The 15,622-nt window shown below is 69.3% G+C and carries 19 protein-coding genes; 16 read left to right on the top strand and 3 right to left on the bottom strand.

From position 1 onward, the window contains the following. Positions 1-30 precede the first annotated feature (30 nt). The 13 genes from ACERLL_RS06395 to cobJ all read left to right on the top strand — a co-directional run bounded on the left by ACERLL_RS06395 (position 31) and on the right by cobJ (position 11,380). Positions 31-936 carry a hypothetical protein gene (locus ACERLL_RS06395; RefSeq protein WP_373655243.1) on the top strand — a complete coding sequence of 302 codons (906 nt, stop codon included), beginning with the start codon at positions 31-33 and terminating at the stop codon, positions 934-936. A 29-nt stretch (positions 937-965) separates the two neighbouring features. Next, complete coding sequence (gene cobO, locus ACERLL_RS06390) at positions 966-1,571, top strand: cob(I)yrinic acid a,c-diamide adenosyltransferase (RefSeq protein ID WP_373655242.1); 606 nt, start codon at positions 966-968, stop codon at positions 1,569-1,571. An 82-nt stretch (positions 1,572-1,653) separates the two neighbouring features. Further along, complete coding sequence (locus ACERLL_RS06385; RefSeq protein WP_373655241.1) at positions 1,654-1,875, top strand: ribbon-helix-helix domain-containing protein; 222 nt, start codon at positions 1,654-1,656, stop codon at positions 1,873-1,875. Then, positions 1,872-2,237 (top strand): type II toxin-antitoxin system VapC family toxin, encoded by a 366-nt coding sequence (locus ACERLL_RS06380; RefSeq protein ID WP_373655240.1) that lies wholly within the window; start codon positions 1,872-1,874, stop codon positions 2,235-2,237. The genes ACERLL_RS06385 and ACERLL_RS06380 overlap by 4 nt, the downstream gene beginning before the upstream one ends. Before the next feature lie 658 nt (positions 2,238-2,895). Next, entirely contained in the window at positions 2,896-4,197 is a 1,302-nt protein-coding gene (locus ACERLL_RS06375; protein ID WP_373655239.1) for a cobyrinic acid a,c-diamide synthase CobB, read from the top strand. After that, positions 4,194-5,018 carry a uroporphyrinogen-III C-methyltransferase gene (gene cobA / locus ACERLL_RS06370; RefSeq protein ID WP_373655238.1) on the top strand — a complete coding sequence of 275 codons (825 nt, stop codon included), beginning with the start codon at positions 4,194-4,196 and terminating at the stop codon, positions 5,016-5,018. Before ACERLL_RS06375 ends, cobA begins: the two co-directional genes overlap by 4 nt. A gap of 22 nt (positions 5,019-5,040) precedes the next feature. Then, the gene (locus ACERLL_RS06365) at positions 5,041-6,150 is read left to right on the top strand and encodes a cobalt-precorrin-5B (C(1))-methyltransferase (protein WP_373655514.1); all 1,110 of its coding nucleotides are present in this window, start codon (positions 5,041-5,043) and stop codon (positions 6,148-6,150) included. Further along, positions 6,147-7,064: an ABC transporter ATP-binding protein gene (locus ACERLL_RS06360; protein ID WP_373655237.1), complete on the top strand. Its 918-nt coding sequence runs from the start codon at positions 6,147-6,149 to the stop codon at positions 7,062-7,064. The genes ACERLL_RS06365 and ACERLL_RS06360 overlap by 4 nt, the downstream gene beginning before the upstream one ends. Then, positions 7,064-7,837, top strand: a complete 774-nt coding sequence (locus tag ACERLL_RS06355; protein ID WP_373655236.1) for an ABC transporter permease — start codon at positions 7,064-7,066, stop codon at positions 7,835-7,837. The genes ACERLL_RS06360 and ACERLL_RS06355 overlap by 1 nt, the downstream gene beginning before the upstream one ends. Before the next feature lie 10 nt (positions 7,838-7,847). Continuing rightward, positions 7,848-9,245, top strand: coding sequence for a precorrin-3B synthase (gene cobG / locus ACERLL_RS06350; protein ID WP_373655235.1), 1,398 nt, complete (start codon positions 7,848-7,850; stop codon positions 9,243-9,245). Continuing rightward, positions 9,235-9,876 (top strand): precorrin-8X methylmutase, encoded by a 642-nt coding sequence (locus ACERLL_RS06345; RefSeq protein ID WP_373655234.1) that lies wholly within the window; start codon positions 9,235-9,237, stop codon positions 9,874-9,876. Before cobG ends, ACERLL_RS06345 begins: the two co-directional genes overlap by 11 nt. Then, a complete protein-coding gene (locus ACERLL_RS06340) occupies positions 9,873-10,616 on the top strand; it encodes a precorrin-2 C(20)-methyltransferase (protein ID WP_373655233.1) in 744 nt (247 codons plus the stop codon). The genes ACERLL_RS06345 and ACERLL_RS06340 overlap by 4 nt, the downstream gene beginning before the upstream one ends. Beyond that, the gene (gene cobJ, locus ACERLL_RS06335) at positions 10,613-11,380 is read left to right on the top strand and encodes a precorrin-3B C(17)-methyltransferase (protein WP_373655232.1); all 768 of its coding nucleotides are present in this window, start codon (positions 10,613-10,615) and stop codon (positions 11,378-11,380) included. Before ACERLL_RS06340 ends, cobJ begins: the two co-directional genes overlap by 4 nt. Here cobJ and ACERLL_RS06330 read toward each other — a convergent pair. Further along, positions 11,377-12,129: a cobalt-precorrin-6A reductase gene (locus ACERLL_RS06330; RefSeq protein WP_373655231.1), complete on the bottom strand. Its 753-nt coding sequence runs from the start codon at positions 12,127-12,129 to the stop codon at positions 11,377-11,379. The genes cobJ and ACERLL_RS06330 overlap by 4 nt on opposite strands. A gap of 34 nt (positions 12,130-12,163) precedes the next feature. Between ACERLL_RS06330 and cbiE the strand changes: the two genes are divergently transcribed. The 3 genes from cbiE (at position 12,164) to cobM (ending at position 14,826) form a co-directional block, all read left to right on the top strand. Then, positions 12,164-13,411 carry a precorrin-6y C5,15-methyltransferase (decarboxylating) subunit CbiE gene (gene cbiE, locus ACERLL_RS06325; RefSeq protein WP_373655230.1) on the top strand — a complete coding sequence of 416 codons (1,248 nt, stop codon included), beginning with the start codon at positions 12,164-12,166 and terminating at the stop codon, positions 13,409-13,411. Further along, the gene (locus ACERLL_RS06320; protein WP_373655229.1) at positions 13,408-13,797 is read left to right on the top strand and encodes a cobalamin biosynthesis protein; all 390 of its coding nucleotides are present in this window, start codon (positions 13,408-13,410) and stop codon (positions 13,795-13,797) included. The genes cbiE and ACERLL_RS06320 overlap by 4 nt, the downstream gene beginning before the upstream one ends. 270 nt (positions 13,798-14,067) lie before the next feature. Then, positions 14,068-14,826, top strand: coding sequence for a precorrin-4 C(11)-methyltransferase (cobM, locus tag ACERLL_RS06315; RefSeq protein ID WP_373655228.1), 759 nt, complete (start codon positions 14,068-14,070; stop codon positions 14,824-14,826). Here cobM and ACERLL_RS06310 read toward each other — a convergent pair. Both ACERLL_RS06310 and ACERLL_RS06305 read right to left on the bottom strand, forming a co-directional pair. Next, the gene (locus tag ACERLL_RS06310; RefSeq protein ID WP_373655227.1) at positions 14,823-15,224 is read right to left on the bottom strand and encodes a PIN domain-containing protein; all 402 of its coding nucleotides are present in this window, start codon (positions 15,222-15,224) and stop codon (positions 14,823-14,825) included. The two genes, cobM and ACERLL_RS06310, sit on opposite strands and share 4 nt — an antisense overlap. Continuing rightward, positions 15,221-15,457, bottom strand: a complete 237-nt coding sequence (locus ACERLL_RS06305; RefSeq protein ID WP_373655226.1) for an AbrB/MazE/SpoVT family DNA-binding domain-containing protein — start codon at positions 15,455-15,457, stop codon at positions 15,221-15,223. The genes ACERLL_RS06310 and ACERLL_RS06305 overlap by 4 nt, the downstream gene beginning before the upstream one ends. Between the last annotated feature and the right edge of the window lie 165 nt (positions 15,458-15,622).

The following is a 15,622-nucleotide window of genomic DNA, read 5'->3' as shown; positions in this document are numbered from 1 at the left end:
CGAATTATCTTGCCTCCTAAGGGGGTGGTCGTGAAGTTTGGATTTTTGATTGATGAAAGGGTAGTAACGGTTAGAGATGTCGAAGTTCGCCCGCTCCCTCAATACGAAGGCGCTATTGAGGAGTTTTATGCAAATTTTCGAGTGAGCCGTGGGTGGGTCCTACCGCACTTGGAGCCTGCTCCGATGGAGCCCGAGGAACGGAAACGATTTAAGAAGAAGGATGGACTAAAGCCCAGATTCCCTTTTGATCTTCCGCTTACTCATGACATTCAAACTGAGTCGGCCGATCCTGAAAAAGAAAAATTCCTCATCCTTGCCTACGGGTTTTTGCAAGGGTTGTACTTGCTGCCAGAGAGTCATATATACCTTTGGCAAGTCCCGTACAAACCTGGAAAACTGACTGGCCTGATTCCTTTAGGAAAAGATTATGAAGATGGCCTTGAACAGATATCCTATATATATGATTCCCAAGGAATTGATGAAAGTTGTCAGTTATTCGGTATTATTCATTGGTTCTTGGTAGGGCAGGCCTGCCAGTTCTTGTGGGATTATTTTGATGCCCAATACAAGGTTCTTGATGCCATATGGAAATTTTCCCGATTAGAAAATGTTCCTCACTCAAAAAGGCCCGAAAAACTTGCAGAGCATTTTGGCGTTTCTGTTCCTGGATGGGCCCAGACTTATGAAAGTGATAAGGGAAAGACAGAGTCTCGGCTTTCAAAATTGCGCAACGATTTGGTACATGAAGCTCGATTCGCGGATGCTCCGCTTGGGTATGCCCTCCCTGAAGAAAATTTCCGGCTTGAATTTTCGGCTTTTAACCTGAAGTTGATTTGCGCACTTCTCGGTTTGGAAACGCCGTATAAGCAGGTGCCCCTAGGAGACCGTGGTGGCTTAGGGGCGTGGGATTTTGGAGATGGCGTGCCTGGAAATTGAATTTCTTCTTTGATCGTAAAGGCCAATAAATGAGCGAACAGCAATCCGACGTCCGCTATCGCGAGCGCATGCAGAAGAAGAAGGAGATCATGGACGCCCGCATCCGGGAGTCCAGCGAGGAGCGGGGCGTGGTCATCGTCAATACCGGCACCGGCAAGGGCAAGAGCAGCGCCGGCTTCGGCATGGCGGCCCGTGCCCTGGGGCACGGCCAGCGCGTGGGCGTGGTCCAGTTCATCAAGGGCAAGTTCGCCACCGGCGAGGAGGCCTTCTTTCGCCGCTTCGACGAGGTGACCTACCACGTCATGGGCGAGGGCTACACCTGGGAGACCCAGGACCGTGAACGGGACACGGAGATGGCGCAGGCGGCCTGGGAGCGGGCGCGGGCGCTGCTGCGGGACGAGTCGGTAAACCTGGTGCTGCTCGACGAGCTCAACATAGCGCTCAAGAAGGAATTCCTGGACCTGCCCACGGTGCTGGAAGACTTGGCCAGCCGGCCGCCCATGCAGCACGTGGTCATCACCGGCCGCGGCGCGCCTCAGGACCTCATGGACGTGGCGGACACGGTCACCGACATGCGCAAGGAAAAGCATGCCTTCGAAGCGGGAGTGAAGGCGCAGCAGGGAGTGGAGATGTAGGAGGCTGTCACCAAGGGTGCGCTTGTAGCTTCCGCCCAAATGATGCATGATGCCGTCATCAGATATCACCTAGGGGGGCATAATGCGTACGATCGTGGATCTTCCAGAAGAAGAGCTTCGAGCCCTTAAAGCCGCCGCCAAGCGGGATGAGGTCTCCCAAGCCGAAGCCATACGGCGTGCAATCCGGGCCTATCTTGCCGCTCGGCCGGCACCGGACCGTGAGTCCCCTGCCTTCGGGCTGTGGACGGACCGGCAAGAAGGGGTGGCCCATCAGCGGGCCCTCCGGGATGAATGGACCGAATGAACGCGGTATTCGATACCAACATCCTTGTGGATTACTTAAACGGTGTTCACCAAGCCGCTGAAGAGCTACAGCACTACAGCCAGCGCCTAATCAGCCAAATTACCTGGATGGAAGTCATGGTGGGCTGCCGGACCGTCGAAGAGGAAAATATAGTCCGGGGATTCCTGGAAACCTTTGATGTCATCCCGCTGGAAGCGAAGGTTGCGGAATCGGCGGTGATGTTGCGACGGGGTAACCGGCTCAAGCTACCGGATGCTGTGATTTTGGCCACGGCGGAATGCCGGCAGGCTTTGCTGGTAACGCGGGATAGTAAGGATTTTCCGGTGGACGGCCCCGGTATTCGCATACCGTACCAATTGTAAGAGGTTCCCCTCCCTCCATGGGAGGTCGGGCTGGCAATCATTCTGAGCCACCTCGCCCGAGGGCTCGCTCCATTTCCTTGATGCTCACCGGTTGTTCCGGCTTGGGAACGGTCCCTTTAAGTGCTTTTAGGGAGGCGTGCTTGGGGATCGGGTGAACGGAGCTGTCCTGCTTCATGAGGAAGATGAGCCGGTTGCCGGCGGCAAGGTGCAGTTGCTACCACAAATCTTTGGGCAGGGTGACCCGCCCCTTGCTGGTGATCGAGGCTTCCAGGGTCTTATTCACTTCGGTGCTCTTTACTAATACTACTCTGCTGGATGGGCCCCGACTCCTGTAGGAGCCCGCTTTAACGGGAGATTCCTTGGGTCGGCGAGGGGCTTTATCCAGGTCGCCCGGCAAAGCCGGGCTCCGAAGCTAGGTTGTCCCGAGGTCTTGTCTTGGACCCCGAGGGTGCGCCACGGGCTCCGGTGACAAAGTTGTACTTACCAGACGAGAGGTAAAGCCCCGAGACGATCCACAGATGCCCACAGATAGAACGCCGTTTTTGGCGGTTTGGCGTTTTCTTGGGTGTTTTGGGTCGGTGTCGGTGAAGCTCTGCTTTTGATCCTCTTAGTACTTGTACGTTCCTTGCCTCCTCACCCGACAAGGATGAAATCGGATATGCATCAAGGAACCGCCACCTGTCCGGCGGTATTCATCGCCGCCCCGGCCTCCGGCCAGGGCAAGACCACCGTCACCGCCGCCCTGGCGCGTTACCACCGCGACCAGGGCCGCACGGTGCGCGTCTTCAAGATGGGACCGGACTTCCTCGATCCCATGATCCTGGAGCGGGCCTGCGACCATCCGGTGGACCCGCTCCACCTGTGGATGGTGGGCGAGGAGGACTGCCGGGCCATGCTGCGCGCCGCCGCGGAGACGGCCGACCTGATCCTGGTGGAGGGCTCCATGGGGCTCTTCGACGGCGATCCGTCGGGCGCCGATCTGGCGGTGCGCTTCGGACTGCCGGTGCTAGCGCTGCTCGACGGCAGCGGCATGGCCCAGACCTTCGGCGCCGTGGCCAACGGGCTGGCCACCTGGCGGGCGGACCTGCCCTTCGCCGGCGTCATCGCCAACCGCGTGGGCAGCCCGGGCCACGGCCGCATGCTGGGCGCCGCCCTGCCGGAGGGAATGCGCTACTTCGGCGCGATTCCCCGGGACGCCGAGGTGGGCCTGCCCGACCGGCATCTGGGCCTGGTGCAGGCCGCGGAGATCGACGATCTGGAGCAGCGCCTGGCGAAGGCCGCCGCCACCGTGGCCGAGGCCGGGGTGACCGGGCTCCCGGAGCCGGTGGCCTTCGAGCCGCAAGCCCTGCCGGCCCCCGAGCCGCGGCTGACCGGTGTCCGGATCGCCGTTGCCCGCGATGCGGCCTTCGCCTTCCTGTACCCCGGCAACCTGCGGCTGCTGGAGGCCCTGGGCGCGGAGCTGCGCTTCTTCTCCCCCCTCGCCGGGGAGGGCCTGCCCGAGGCGGATGCCGTCTGGCTTCCCGGCGGCTATCCGGAGCTCCACCTGGAGACCCTGGCCGCCAACACCGACCTCAAGGCCGACCTGCACGAGCACCACCGCACCGACAAGCCGGTCCTGGCCGAGTGCGGCGGCTTCCTCTACCTCCTGGACGGTCTCGCCAACATCGACGGGCCCCGGCACCCCATGGCGGGGCTGGTCCCCGGAAGCGCGCGGCTGGAAGAGCGCCTGCAGGGCATCGGCCTGCAGGCCGCCCCCCTGCCCGAGGGCGAGCTGCGCGGCCACACCTTCCACCATACCCGCGCCGAGGTGGACCTGGAGCCCCTGGCGCACTGCGTGCGCGCCCGCGACCGGGGGACCGCCGCCGAGGCCATCTACCGCGAGGGTCGCCTTACCGCCACCTACCTGCATGCCTGGTTCCCGTCCAATCCGGAAGCCGTGGCGGAGCTGTTCCGGCCATGAGCCCGAAGGAAGCCCTGACCGTGGAGATTCCGGCTCGTTTCCTCGCCGGGTCGGCGGAAAGCGGCTCGGGTCGGGTGGACCTGGTGGGCGCCGGGCCGGGCGACCCCGGGCTGCTGACCGTGCATGCGGTGGCCGCCCTGCAGCGGGCGGAGGTGGTGCTCCACGACCGCCTGATCCCGCAGGAGGTACTGGATCTGGCCAATCCGGCCGCGGAGCGCGTCTACGTGGGCAAGGCTCGCTCGCGCCACCACTATCGCCAGGAGGAGCTCAACGCCCTCATGATCGACCGGGCCCGGTCGGGGCATTACGTAGTCCGGCTCAAGGGCGGCGACCCGTTCGTGTTCGGCCGCGGCGGCGAGGAGGCGGAGGCCCTGGCGGCGGCGGACATTCCCGTGGGCGTCATCCCCGGCATCACCGCCGCGGGCGGCTGCGCCGCCTATGCGGGGATCCCGCTCACCCACCGCGACCACGCCTACCGGTGCCAGTTCGTCACCGCCCACCGCCGCAGCGGCGGCACCGAGCTGGATTGGGCGGCCCTGGTGCAGCCGCAGCAGACCGTGGTGGTCTACATGGGGCTGCACGGACTGGACAAGGTCTGTACCGAGATGGTGGACGCCGGCGCGCCGCCGGCCATGCCCGCGGCGCTGGTGGAGCAGGGGACCCTGCCGGAGCAGCGGGTGGTCACCGGGACCCTGGGCGACCTTCCCGAGCGGGTGGCAGGGCTGGAGATCCAGTCCCCCGCGCTGCTCATCGTCGGCGAGGTGGTCCGTTTGCGCGAGGCCATCGCCCCGGGCGGGGGAGGCCCGGATGGCGGCGCCTGAGGGCACCGCGGAGCCGGGCGGCATGCGGCCCGAGACGCGGGAGGGGGCCGGGCCCCTGCGCACCGGGCTCACCACCGGGACCTGCGCCACCGCCGCCGCGGTGGCGGCGGCCCGTCTGGCCCTCGGCGCGGCCGCGCCGGATCCGGTGCCCGTTACGCTGCCCCGCGGCGAGGCGGTGACGCTTGCCCTCCTGGACGCGGGAACCGTGGCCGGAGGCGGTGAGGCGGGCGTCCGCAAGGATGCCGGCGACGATCCCGACGCCACGCACGGGGCGCGGGTATGGGTCCGGGTGGAGCCGCGGGTGGAGAGCGGCGTGGCCTTCCACGCCGGGGCGGGGGTGGGCACGGTCACCCGTCCCGGTCTCCAGGTTCCCGCCGGGGAGCCGGCCATCAATCCGGTGCCGCGGCAGATGATCGCCGCCCACCTGGAGGCCGTGGCCGGGGAGCTGGACCACGCCGGCGGCTTCGCGGTCACGGTGGGCGTGGACGGCGGCGAGCGCATCGCCGAGCGCACCATGAACCCGCGTCTGGGGATCGTGGGCGGCCTCTCCATTCTGGGGACCACCGGCATCGTGCGGCCCTTCTCGTGCGCCGCCTATATCGCCTCCATCCACCAGGCCATCGACGTGGCCCGCTCCAACGGGATTCGGCGGGTGGCCTGCTGCACCGGGGGCACCAGCGAGGCGGCGGCCAGCGACCGCTACGGCCTCGACGACATGGCGCTCATCGAGATGGGGGACTTGTTCGGAGCGGCGCTGAAGTACCTCCGGCAGCACCCCATTCCGACCGTGGTCCTGGCGGCGGGCTTCGGCAAGCTCAGTAAGTTCGCGGCCGGACATCTGGACACCCATAGCCGCAAGTGCGCCATCGACCTGGCCGGGCTGGCGACCGAGGCGGCGGACCTGGGGGCGGACAACGCGCTGGCGGAACGGATCGCCGCCGCCAACACCACCATGGAGGCCCTGGAGGCCTGCCGGGAGGCCGGCGTGCCCCTGGCCGACCGCATCTGCGCCCGGGCCTGGGACCAGGCCCGGCGGCGGCTGTCCGACCACAGCGGGCTGGAGGTCTGCGCCGTGGATCGGGATGGCCGGGTGCTGGGCCACGCCGCGGGCGGCACGGAGGCGCGGGCGTGAGCGGGGCCGCCATTGCCCTGGAGGGCGCGGCCAAGCGCTACCCCGGCGGCCGGGTGGGCTTGGCGGGGGTGGATCTGACGGTGCCGGCGGGGAGCTTCTTCGGCCTGCTCGGGCCCAACGGCGCCGGCAAGACCACCCTGATCGGCCTGCTCACCTCGCTGGTGCGGCCGGATGGCGGCCGGATCCGCGTGTTCGGCCACGACCTGGACGGCGACGCCGTCGCCGCCAAGGAATGCATGGGCGTGGTGCCCCAGGAGGTGAACTTCAACAGCTTCGAGCCGGTGGGCGAGATCGTCGAGACCCAGGCGGCCTATTACGGGCTGACCCCACGCCGCGCCCGGCAGCGCGCCGGCGAGGTCCTGGAGCTGGTGGGCCTGGGTGACCGCCGTCGGCAGACCGCCTGGGGCCTGTCCGGCGGGCTCAAGCGGCGCCTGATGATCGCCCGCGCCCTGGTGCACGAGCCGCGCCTGCTGATCCTCGACGAGCCCACCGCCGGCGTGGACCTGGAGGCCCGCCATGCCACCTGGGACCTGCTGCGCGGCCTGAATGCCGAGGGCGTCACCGTGCTGCTGACTACCCACTACCTGGAGGAGGCCGAGGCGCTGTGCGGCGAGCTGGCCATCCTCGACGGCGGGAAAGTGCTCGCCCGGGGCGGGACCGCCGACATGCTCCACGGTCTGCGCTACCAGACCCTGGTGCTGGAGCTGAGCTCGCCCATAACGGAGGTGCCCGACCTGGCACCGGCCGTGGCGCGGCGCACGGATGCCTGGACCCTGGAGGTGGACATCCCGCACGACCACAGCATCAACGACCTGTTCGCCCGCCTCAGTGCGGCGGAGGTTCGGGTGGCCGGGCTCCGGCAGAAGCAGAACCGCCTGGAATCCCTGTTCCTGCAGCTGGTGGGGTCGGAGTGATGCGCGGCGCCCGTTACTGGTACGCCTACCGCGGCATGGTGGTGAAGCAGGTCCGGCGCTTCCTGCGTGCCTGGGTGCAGAACCTGCTGCCCTCGGTAGTCACCGCCGTGCTCTTCCTCACCATTTTCGGACACCTGGTGGGGCGCGAGCTGAGCGGCATGGGCGGGGTGCCCTACGCGGACTTCATCCTGCCCGGCCTGATCATCCTGGCGGTGGTCACCAACGCCTATAGCAACGTCACCCTGGCCTTCTACGGGGCCCGCCTGCAGCGCCACATCGAGGAGCTGCTGGTGGCGCCGCTGCCGGCCTGGCTGATCGTGGCCGGCTTCGCCACGGGCGGCGTGCTGCGCGGCCTGCTGGCGGGAGGGCTGGTGGCCCTGGTGGCGCTGCCCTTCACCACGCTGGAGGTGCACCATCCGGCGGCCACCCTGGGCATCGCGGGACTGAGCGCCCTGCTGTTCGCCCTGGCGGGACTGGTGAACGGGCTTTTCGCCCGCAGCTTCGATCACACCTCGGTGATCTCCAATTTCGTGCTTACCCCGCTCATCTACCTCGGTGGGCTGTTCTATCCCATCGAGCGGCTGGCGGAGCCGTGGCGGACCGTGGCCGCGGCCAACCCCATGCACTACATGATCTCCGGCTTCCGCCACGGCTTGCTGGATACCGGCGATTTCTCCGCCCCGGCCACCTTCGCCGTCCTGGCGGTGGTTACGGTGGTGGTGGGCATCCTGGCCTGGGGGCTGGTGGCCCGGGGCGTCCGCATCCGGGCCTAGGGAGGGCACCATGGCAACGGAGAACGGAATGACCCCCCGGGTGCGCGAGGCCTGTCCCGGCGTGGCGGCGCCCATGGAGACGGCGGACGGACTGCTCCTGCGCCTGCGCCATCCCATCGGCGGGCTGGACGCCGGGCAGGCCCGGACCGTCGCCGAGGTGGCCCGCCGCCACGGCTCCGGGCAGCTGGAGCTCACCAGCCGGGGTAACCTGCAGCTCCGCGGCTTCACCGCGGCGGAGCTGCCCGCCGCCCGCCGCCGGTTGGAGGAGACCGGCCTGACGGACGCGGATCCCCGGCGCGAAGCGGTGCGCAACGTGGTGGCCGCGCCGGTGGCGGACCGGGACACCGAAGCGGTGGCGGACGTGCGTGCCGTGGCTCAGGACCTCTCGGCGGCGGTCACCGGCCGGCCGGCGCTGCGCGAGCTGCCGGCCAAGGTGGGCCTGCTGGTGGACGGCGGTGGACGGGCCCGATTGGATGCCCTGGCCGCGGACCTGCGCCTGGAGGCGGTGGCTACCCCGGAGGGCCTCCGCTACCGCCTGGCCGCGGGGGGTACCGCGCGGACGGCGGTGGTGCTGGGCTGGGTTACGGAAGCGGAGGCCGTGGCGTCCGCCGTACGGGTGCTGGAGCGCTTTCTGGCCCTGCGCGAAGGGCAAGCGGAGCCGCCCCGGCGGCTGGCCGAGGCGGTGGCATGCTTCGGGGCCGGGCCGCTGGTTGAGGCGGCCGGGGCGGACGCGATCGCGGGATCGGACCCGGTGGCGAGCCGACCCTCCATCCGCTATCGGGACCTGCTGGGCCCGGAGCCCGGGGGAGGCTGGGTGGGCGCCGCTTTCCCGTTCGGGGCGCTCACGGCCGACCAGCTTGACGGCTTGGCGGAGCTGCTGGACCCGGAGGCAGGCGGCTCCCTGCGGCTTACCCCTTGGCGCGCCGTTCTGCTGGTGGGGGCGCGATCGGGGGCCGGAGAGGCGCTGCGCGCCCTGGGGGCCGTGACCGACGGCGGCGACCGCCGCCTGGCCCTGAGTGCCTGCGTCGGCGCCCCGGGGTGCGCGGCGGGCAGCACGGCCACCCGGTCCGACGCCCGGGCGATGGGGGAGGCCGCCGGGGTGCTGCTCGGTGCCGGTGGGAGGCTCCACGTGAGCGGTTGCGACAAGGGCTGCGGCAAGCCGGCGCACCCGGCGGCGACCCTCACGGCCGAGGAAGGCCGCTACACGCTGCGCGTGGCCATGGGCCCGGAGGAGGTGCCGCTGCGCTCGGAGCTCACTCCCGAGGCGGCACGGCGATGGATGGCGGCCCTGGCCCGGGTGGTGGCCGAGGAACGACAGGAGGAGGAGCAGGTGGAGGAGACCATGCAGCGACTGGGAAAGGCGGTGCTCGCCGCCCGGGTGGCGAGCGAGGTGAAAGATGCCGGATAGCCAGCCTACGGATTACATCCGCGATGGCGGGGCGATCTATCGGGAGTCCTTCGCCATCATCCGGGCGGAGGCGGATCTGGACCGCTTCCCCGGGGACCTTACGCCGGCGGTGGTGCGCATGATCCACGCCTGCGGTATGACCGACCTCGCCGCGGATATCGGCTTCTCGGCCACGGTGGCCGGGTCGGCCCGCACGGCCCTCGACGCCGGTGCCCCCATCCTCTGCGACAGCGAGATGGTGGCGCACGGCATTACCCGGGCCCGCCTGCCGGCGGACAACAGCGTGATCTGCACCCTGCGGGACGAGCGTGTTCCCGGCCTCGCCGAACGGCTCGATAACACGCGCACCGCCGCCGCCCTGGAGCTCTGGCGCCCCCACCTGGACGGGGCGGTGGTGGCCATCGGCAACGCCCCCACGGCGCTTTTCCGCCTGCTGGAGATTCTGGGCGAGGAGGCGGCGCGGCCGGCCGCCGTTCTCGGCATCCCGGTGGGCTTCGTGGGAGCCGTGGAGAGCAAGCAGGCCCTGGCGGCGAGTCCGCTGGGTCTGGATTACCTGACCGTTTTCGGACGCCGCGGCGGCAGCGCCATTACCGCCGCCGCCGTCAATGCCCTCGCGAGTGACCGGATATGAGCAACGACCATCCCATCCAGCCTGGCTGTCTCTACGGCGTGGGCACCGGCCCCGGGGATCCGGAGCTTATTACCCTGAAGGCGGCGCGCCTCATCGGCGAATGTCCGGTGGTGGCCCATTTCTGCCGCCGCAACGGGGGCGGCCAGGCACGCCGTATCGCCGAGGCCCACCTGCGGGCGGAACAAGTGGAGCTGCCGCTGGCCTATCCGGTAACCACCGAGCTGCCCCACGGCTCCGATACCTACCGCGAGCGGATCGAGGCCTTCTTCGACGAGTCCGCCGACGCCCTGGCCGAGCATCTGGCGGCCGGCCGCTCGGTGGCGGTGCTGAACGAAGGCGATCCCTTCTTCTACGGCTCCTTCATGCACGTCTACCTGCGTCTCAGGGACCGCTTCCCCACCCGGGTGATTCCCGGGGTGCTGTCGGCCACCGCCGCCGCGGCCCAGCTGCCTACGCCGCTGACCATGCGCGATGATGTGCTCACCGTGATCCCCGGCACGCTGCCAGAGGCGGACCTGCGCGACGCCCTGGCGGACACGGACGCCGCGGTGATCATGAAGGTGGGCAGCCACCTGGGCCAGATCACCCGGGTCCTGGAGGAGCTCGGCCTGCGGGAGGGCGCCTGGTACGTGGCCAAGGCGAGCATGGAGGCCGAGGAGGTCCGGCCGCTGGCTGAAGCTCCGGAACGGGCCCCCTACTTCTCCATGATCGTGCTGCCTGGCCGGGGTGAGCGCCGATGAGCGCCGAAGGCTGGGTGGCGGTGGTTGGGACCGGACCGGCGGGGCCCGAGTGGCTGACGCCGGAGGTCGCGGACATCCTGGAGCGAGCTACGGACCTGGTGGGCTATGGACCCTATCTGGAGCGTGTGGCCGGCGACCGGCAGCGGCGGCACGCGTCGGACAACCGGGAGGAGCTGGATCGGGCGGGCCACGCCCTGGACCTGGCCGCCGCGGGCAAGCGGGTGGCCGTGGTCTCCGGCGGCGATCCCGGCGTATTCGCCATGGGCGCGGCGGTGCTGGAGGCCCTGGACAGGGACGCCGAGGGGCGCTGGCGGGAGGTGGCCGTCACGGTCCACCCCGGGGTCTCGGCCCTGCAGGCCGCAGCGGCCCGACTGGGGGCGCCGCTGGGTAACGACTTCTGCGCCATCTCGCTGTCGGACAACCTCAAGCCCTGGTCGTTGGTGGAGCGCCGGGTGCGCCTGGCCGCCGAGGCGGAGCTGGTCATGGCGCTGTACAACCCCGCTTCGCGGGCGCGGCCCTGGCAGCTCGGCCGGGTGCTGGAGGTCATCGGCGAGGTCCACCCGGCGGAGACGCCGGTGATCTTCGCTACCGCCGCCGGGCGGGGCGACCAGGAGCGGTTGACCATCACCACATTGGGCGAGGCCGACTCGGCGCGGGCGGATATGCGCACCCTGGTGCTGGTGGGAGTGCCCGCCACCCGGGTCCTGCGGCGCGGCGACGGCTCTTCCCTGGTCTATACGCCCCGTCACTGCGAGGGCGGCTAATGCGGTGCGCCGGCCCGCTCCTCCAGCCAGCGCAGCACCGCGGCCGGGTCGTGGAGGGCCGGGACCGCTTCCGGGCGGGCCGGGCGCTGCACCATCACTACCGGCACGCCGCGCTCGCGGGCCACGTCGATCTTGCCCCGCGTGGCGTCGCCGCCACTGTTCTTGGTGACCAGCACCTCGATGCCGTGCTCCGCCATCAGCGTCGCTTCGCTGTCCATATCGAAGGGGCCTCGGCCCTGCAGGAAGACCGCATCCGGGAGGTCCGGCGGCGGTTCCGGCGGGTCCACGGTCCGGACCACGTAGTGCTTCTCGGGTACCCGCTCGAAGGGCGCCAGCTCCTGGCGGCCGGTGGTGACCAGTACCCGGTGTCCCAAGGGGCGCAGGGCCTCCGCGGCAGCGTCCAGGCTGTCCACGGGTACCCACCGGTCCCCCGCCTGCGGGGTCCAGGGCGGGCGCGTCAGCGCCACCAGCGGGATGCCGGCCGCCGCGGCCGCCGGCTCGGCATTGGCGGAGATGCGGGCGGCAAAGGGGTGAGTGGCATCCACCAGGGCACCAACGCGGTTACGCCGCAGGTAGTCGGTAAGGCCCGCCACGCCCCCGAAGCCGCCGCTGCGGCGGGGGAGGGTGGAGCGGGCCGGCCGGGTGGTGCGCCCGGCCAGGGAAAGGGTAGCCTCGAGCACGGGGTGGCCCTCCAGAAGGCGGGCCAGGGCGGTGGCCTCGGCGGTGCCCGCGAGGATCAGTACCTGCATAGTGACGTGCTCCGCTGGCGCATGGGAGGGAACGATGCCGGAAGCCGCTAATGGTGGCGCGCCGGAGGCGGAGAAACAACCCTGGCTGGCGCTGGTGGGCCTCGGTGAGGATGGCGTGGCCGGCCTGGGCCCGCAGGCCCGTGAGGCTCTGGAGCGGGCCGGGACCGTGCTCGGCGGTGACCGCCACCTCGCGATGATCCCAACCGTTCCCGACCAGGAGCGCATTTCCTGGCCGTCACCGCTTACCGAGGCGCTGCCCTGGATCGAGGCGCGCCGCGGTCAGCCCGTATGCGTGCTGGCCAGCGGTGACCCCTTCTGGTTCGGCATCGGCGCCACCCTGAGCCGCCGGATAGCTCCCGAGGAGATCGCGGCCCATCCGGCGCCTTCCGCCTTCAGCCTGGCGGCGGCGCGCATGGGCTGGCCGCTGCAGGAGACGTGCTGCCTGTCCGTGCACGGCCGCGATCTGGAGCGGGTAATTCCGTGGGTTCAGCCCGGCGCCCGGCTGCTGCTCCTGAGCTGGGACGGCACGACGCCGGCCAGCATCGCCCGGCTTCTGGAGGATCGGGGCTTCGGGGACTCCACCCTGACGGTCCTCGCCCGCATGGGCGGGCCCGGGGAGGATCGGATGGAGGCCCGGGCGGCGGACTGGAGGGTGGCGGAGGTAGAGGCGCTGAATACGGTGGCCGTCACCTGCCGGGCCGCTCCCGGGACGCGGGGTATCGCCCGGACGGCCGGACGCCCGGACGAGGACTTCGCCCACGACGGCTCCATCACCAAGCGCGAGGTAAGGGCCGTGACCCTGGCCCATCTGGCTCCGGGCCGCGGCGAGCTGCTGTGGGACATCGGCGCCGGCTCCGGGGCCGTCGGCGTGGAGTGGATGCTCGCCGACCCGTCCAACCGGGCGGTGGCCGTGGAGGCGCGGCCCGAACGGGCGGAGCGCATCCGAGCCAACGCCCGGGATCTGGGCGTCCCGGAACTGGAATGCGTGGAAGGCCGCGCCCCCGAGGCGCTGGCGGGGCTGCTGGCGCCCGATGCGGTCTTCATCGGCGGCGGGCTGAGCAGTCCCGGGCTCGTGGAGCGCTGCCGGGAAGCACTCCCGCCGGGCGGGCGGCTGGTGGCCAACAGCGTCACCCTGGAGGGCGACGCCGCCCTGGCGGCGGCCCACGAGCGCTTCGGCGGCCAGCTCGTGCGCCTGGAGGTGAGCCGTGCGGAGCCCCTGGGCGGCTTCAGCGGCTGGGCGCCCCTGCGTCCGGTGACCGTCTGGTCGCTGGTGGTGGCGTGATCGTCCTCGGCGTGGGGTTCAGCGCCCGGTGCGATGTCGGCGAGCTAGTGGACCTGGCCCAGGGTGTTCTGGAACGAGCCGGCGTTGAAGCAGGCGCTACCGGGGCCGTTTGCATGGCCACGCTGGACCGCAAACGCGGCGACGGGCTGCTGGAGGCTGCGGCGGAGCGCCTGGGGTTGGAGCCCCGATTCCTGACGGCAGACGAGCTGGCCACGGTCCGGGAAGGCGTGCAGCCCTCCGCCCGCGCCCGGGCCGAGGTGGGGGTGGATTCCGTGGCCGAGGCGGCGGCCCTGGCCGCCGGCGGTCCGGGGAGTCGGCTGGTGGTGGGCAAGACCACCAGCCACCGCGCTTCCTGTGCGGCCTCGGTGGTCCGAGTGTCTGGCTGATTCGGGCTCCACGGTAACCCCCGCTAGGCTTGAAAGCGCGGTGGAGAGGCCTCCGGCCGCGACCGGGTGCTGGTAGGGTCCGAAGGGCGGGGCAAGGCCTCCGAGCTCCAAGGGGACCCTGTCCTGCGGACTTCCCTTCAGTCGCCCTCCGACCTCGCCCCGCCCTTCGTCAATCGCGGCCGGAGGCCGCTCCCATAGGGTGCCGTACGGAGGCCCATTGGCCCGGCAAGGCCCCACTGAACAACCGCTATAATCGTTTCTGGAGGCTCCATGACCGTCCATTTCGTCGGCGCCGGCCCCGGCGCCCCCGATCTCCTGACCCTGCGCGGCCGCGACCGCATCGCGGCCTGCCCGGTGTGCCTGTATGCGGGCTCGCTGGTGCCCGAGGCGGTGCTGGATCACGCCCCCGAAGGGGCGCGGGTGGTCAATACGGCCCCCATGACCCTCGACCAGATCATGGCGGAGATCGAGGAGGCGAATGCGGCGGGGCAGGACGTGGCCCGGCTGCATTCCGGGGATCTCTCCGTTTACAGCGCCGTGGGCGAGCAGGTCCGCCGCCTGGAGGCGGCCGGGATCGACTACACCATCACCCCCGGGGTGCCCGCTTTCTCGGCGGCGGCCGCCTCCCTGGGGCGGGAGCTCACCGTTCCCGAGGTGGCGCAGTCCGTGGTCCTGACCCGCACCCAGGGGCGGGCCTCCTCCATGCCCTGCACCGAGACCCTGGAGGCGTTCGCCGCCACTGGCTCCACCCTGGCCATCCACCTCTCCCTGCACAACATCGAGGACGTGGTGGCGCGGCTGCTTCCGTATTACGGCGCCCAGTGCCCCGCGGCGGTGGTGCTGCGCGCCAGTTGGCCCGACGAGACCGTCCTGACCGCGCCCCTAGAGCGCATCGCGGCCGAGGCGGAAGGGTTGCCGGTACGCCGCACCGCGCTGATCCTGGTCGGGCCCGCCCTGAGTCCGGGCGATTTCCGGGACAGCGCCCTGTACGATCCGGATCATGTCCGGCGTTTCCGGGGACAGGATTAATCCCCGGGCGTCGCTACTCCTGGGCTGCGGGCCAGCTTGCGATCAAAGGAATAGACCGTTTCGCAGCCAGCTTCCCGGCTGGAGAACAAAATGCAGTAGTCGGCGAAATCGGCCGGCCCGTTTCGGTAGGCCATCAGGGCACGCCAGGCGATCTCCTCTTTCTCCACGGTCAGCTCTGCGACAGTGAGGATGCGCTCCAGGGTGGCGGCAATCTGTTCCTTGCCGTAGCCGTAGGCTCCTCTAAGCACCCATACAAGCTCGCAAAGAACTACCTGAGCAATATAGCCGGGCTTCTCGGTGGAGCATTCCCGCTCGAGCACCTGAGCGGCTGCCTCGGATTGCTCCGGGGCATCCGCAACCAGATAGCGAACGAGGATGTTGGTATCCAGGCCGATCATTGGCCGGAGCCGCCCTGCTCGATGGCCCGTTCCATCTCTTCGATGCTGACCGGCCGTTCCGGTTTGGGCAGGCTTCCCTTGAGGTCCTTTATGGAAACCTGCTTTGGGATCAACCTGATGGAGCCATCTTCCTCCATCAGGAAGGTGACCCGGTCGCCTGTGGTCAAATGAAGCTGGTCCCGGAGGACCTTGGGGAGGGTGATTTGCCCCTTGCTGCTGATGATGGCGTCCATGGAATCTTACTTTTGCCGGATTTCCTTACATCTTGGTAAGATTATTCGACGGAACCGGAAGGGTCAATGTTCCCGGCCCTTGTGCCCGTTCTCTCGCCTTAAGCTCACGGGGGCTATTGCCAAGCGGGAGAAAACGATTTTGACCTCCTCCGGTAGGGGGTGTAG

The organism is Thiohalorhabdus sp. Cl-TMA (assembly GCF_041821045.1).
In the GTDB taxonomy this organism is placed as follows: Bacteria; Pseudomonadota; Gammaproteobacteria; order Thiohalorhabdales; family Thiohalorhabdaceae; genus Thiohalorhabdus; species Thiohalorhabdus methylotropha.
The sequence above is the reverse complement of the archived record's forward strand: the minus strand, read 5'-3'. Positions and strand labels throughout refer to the sequence as shown.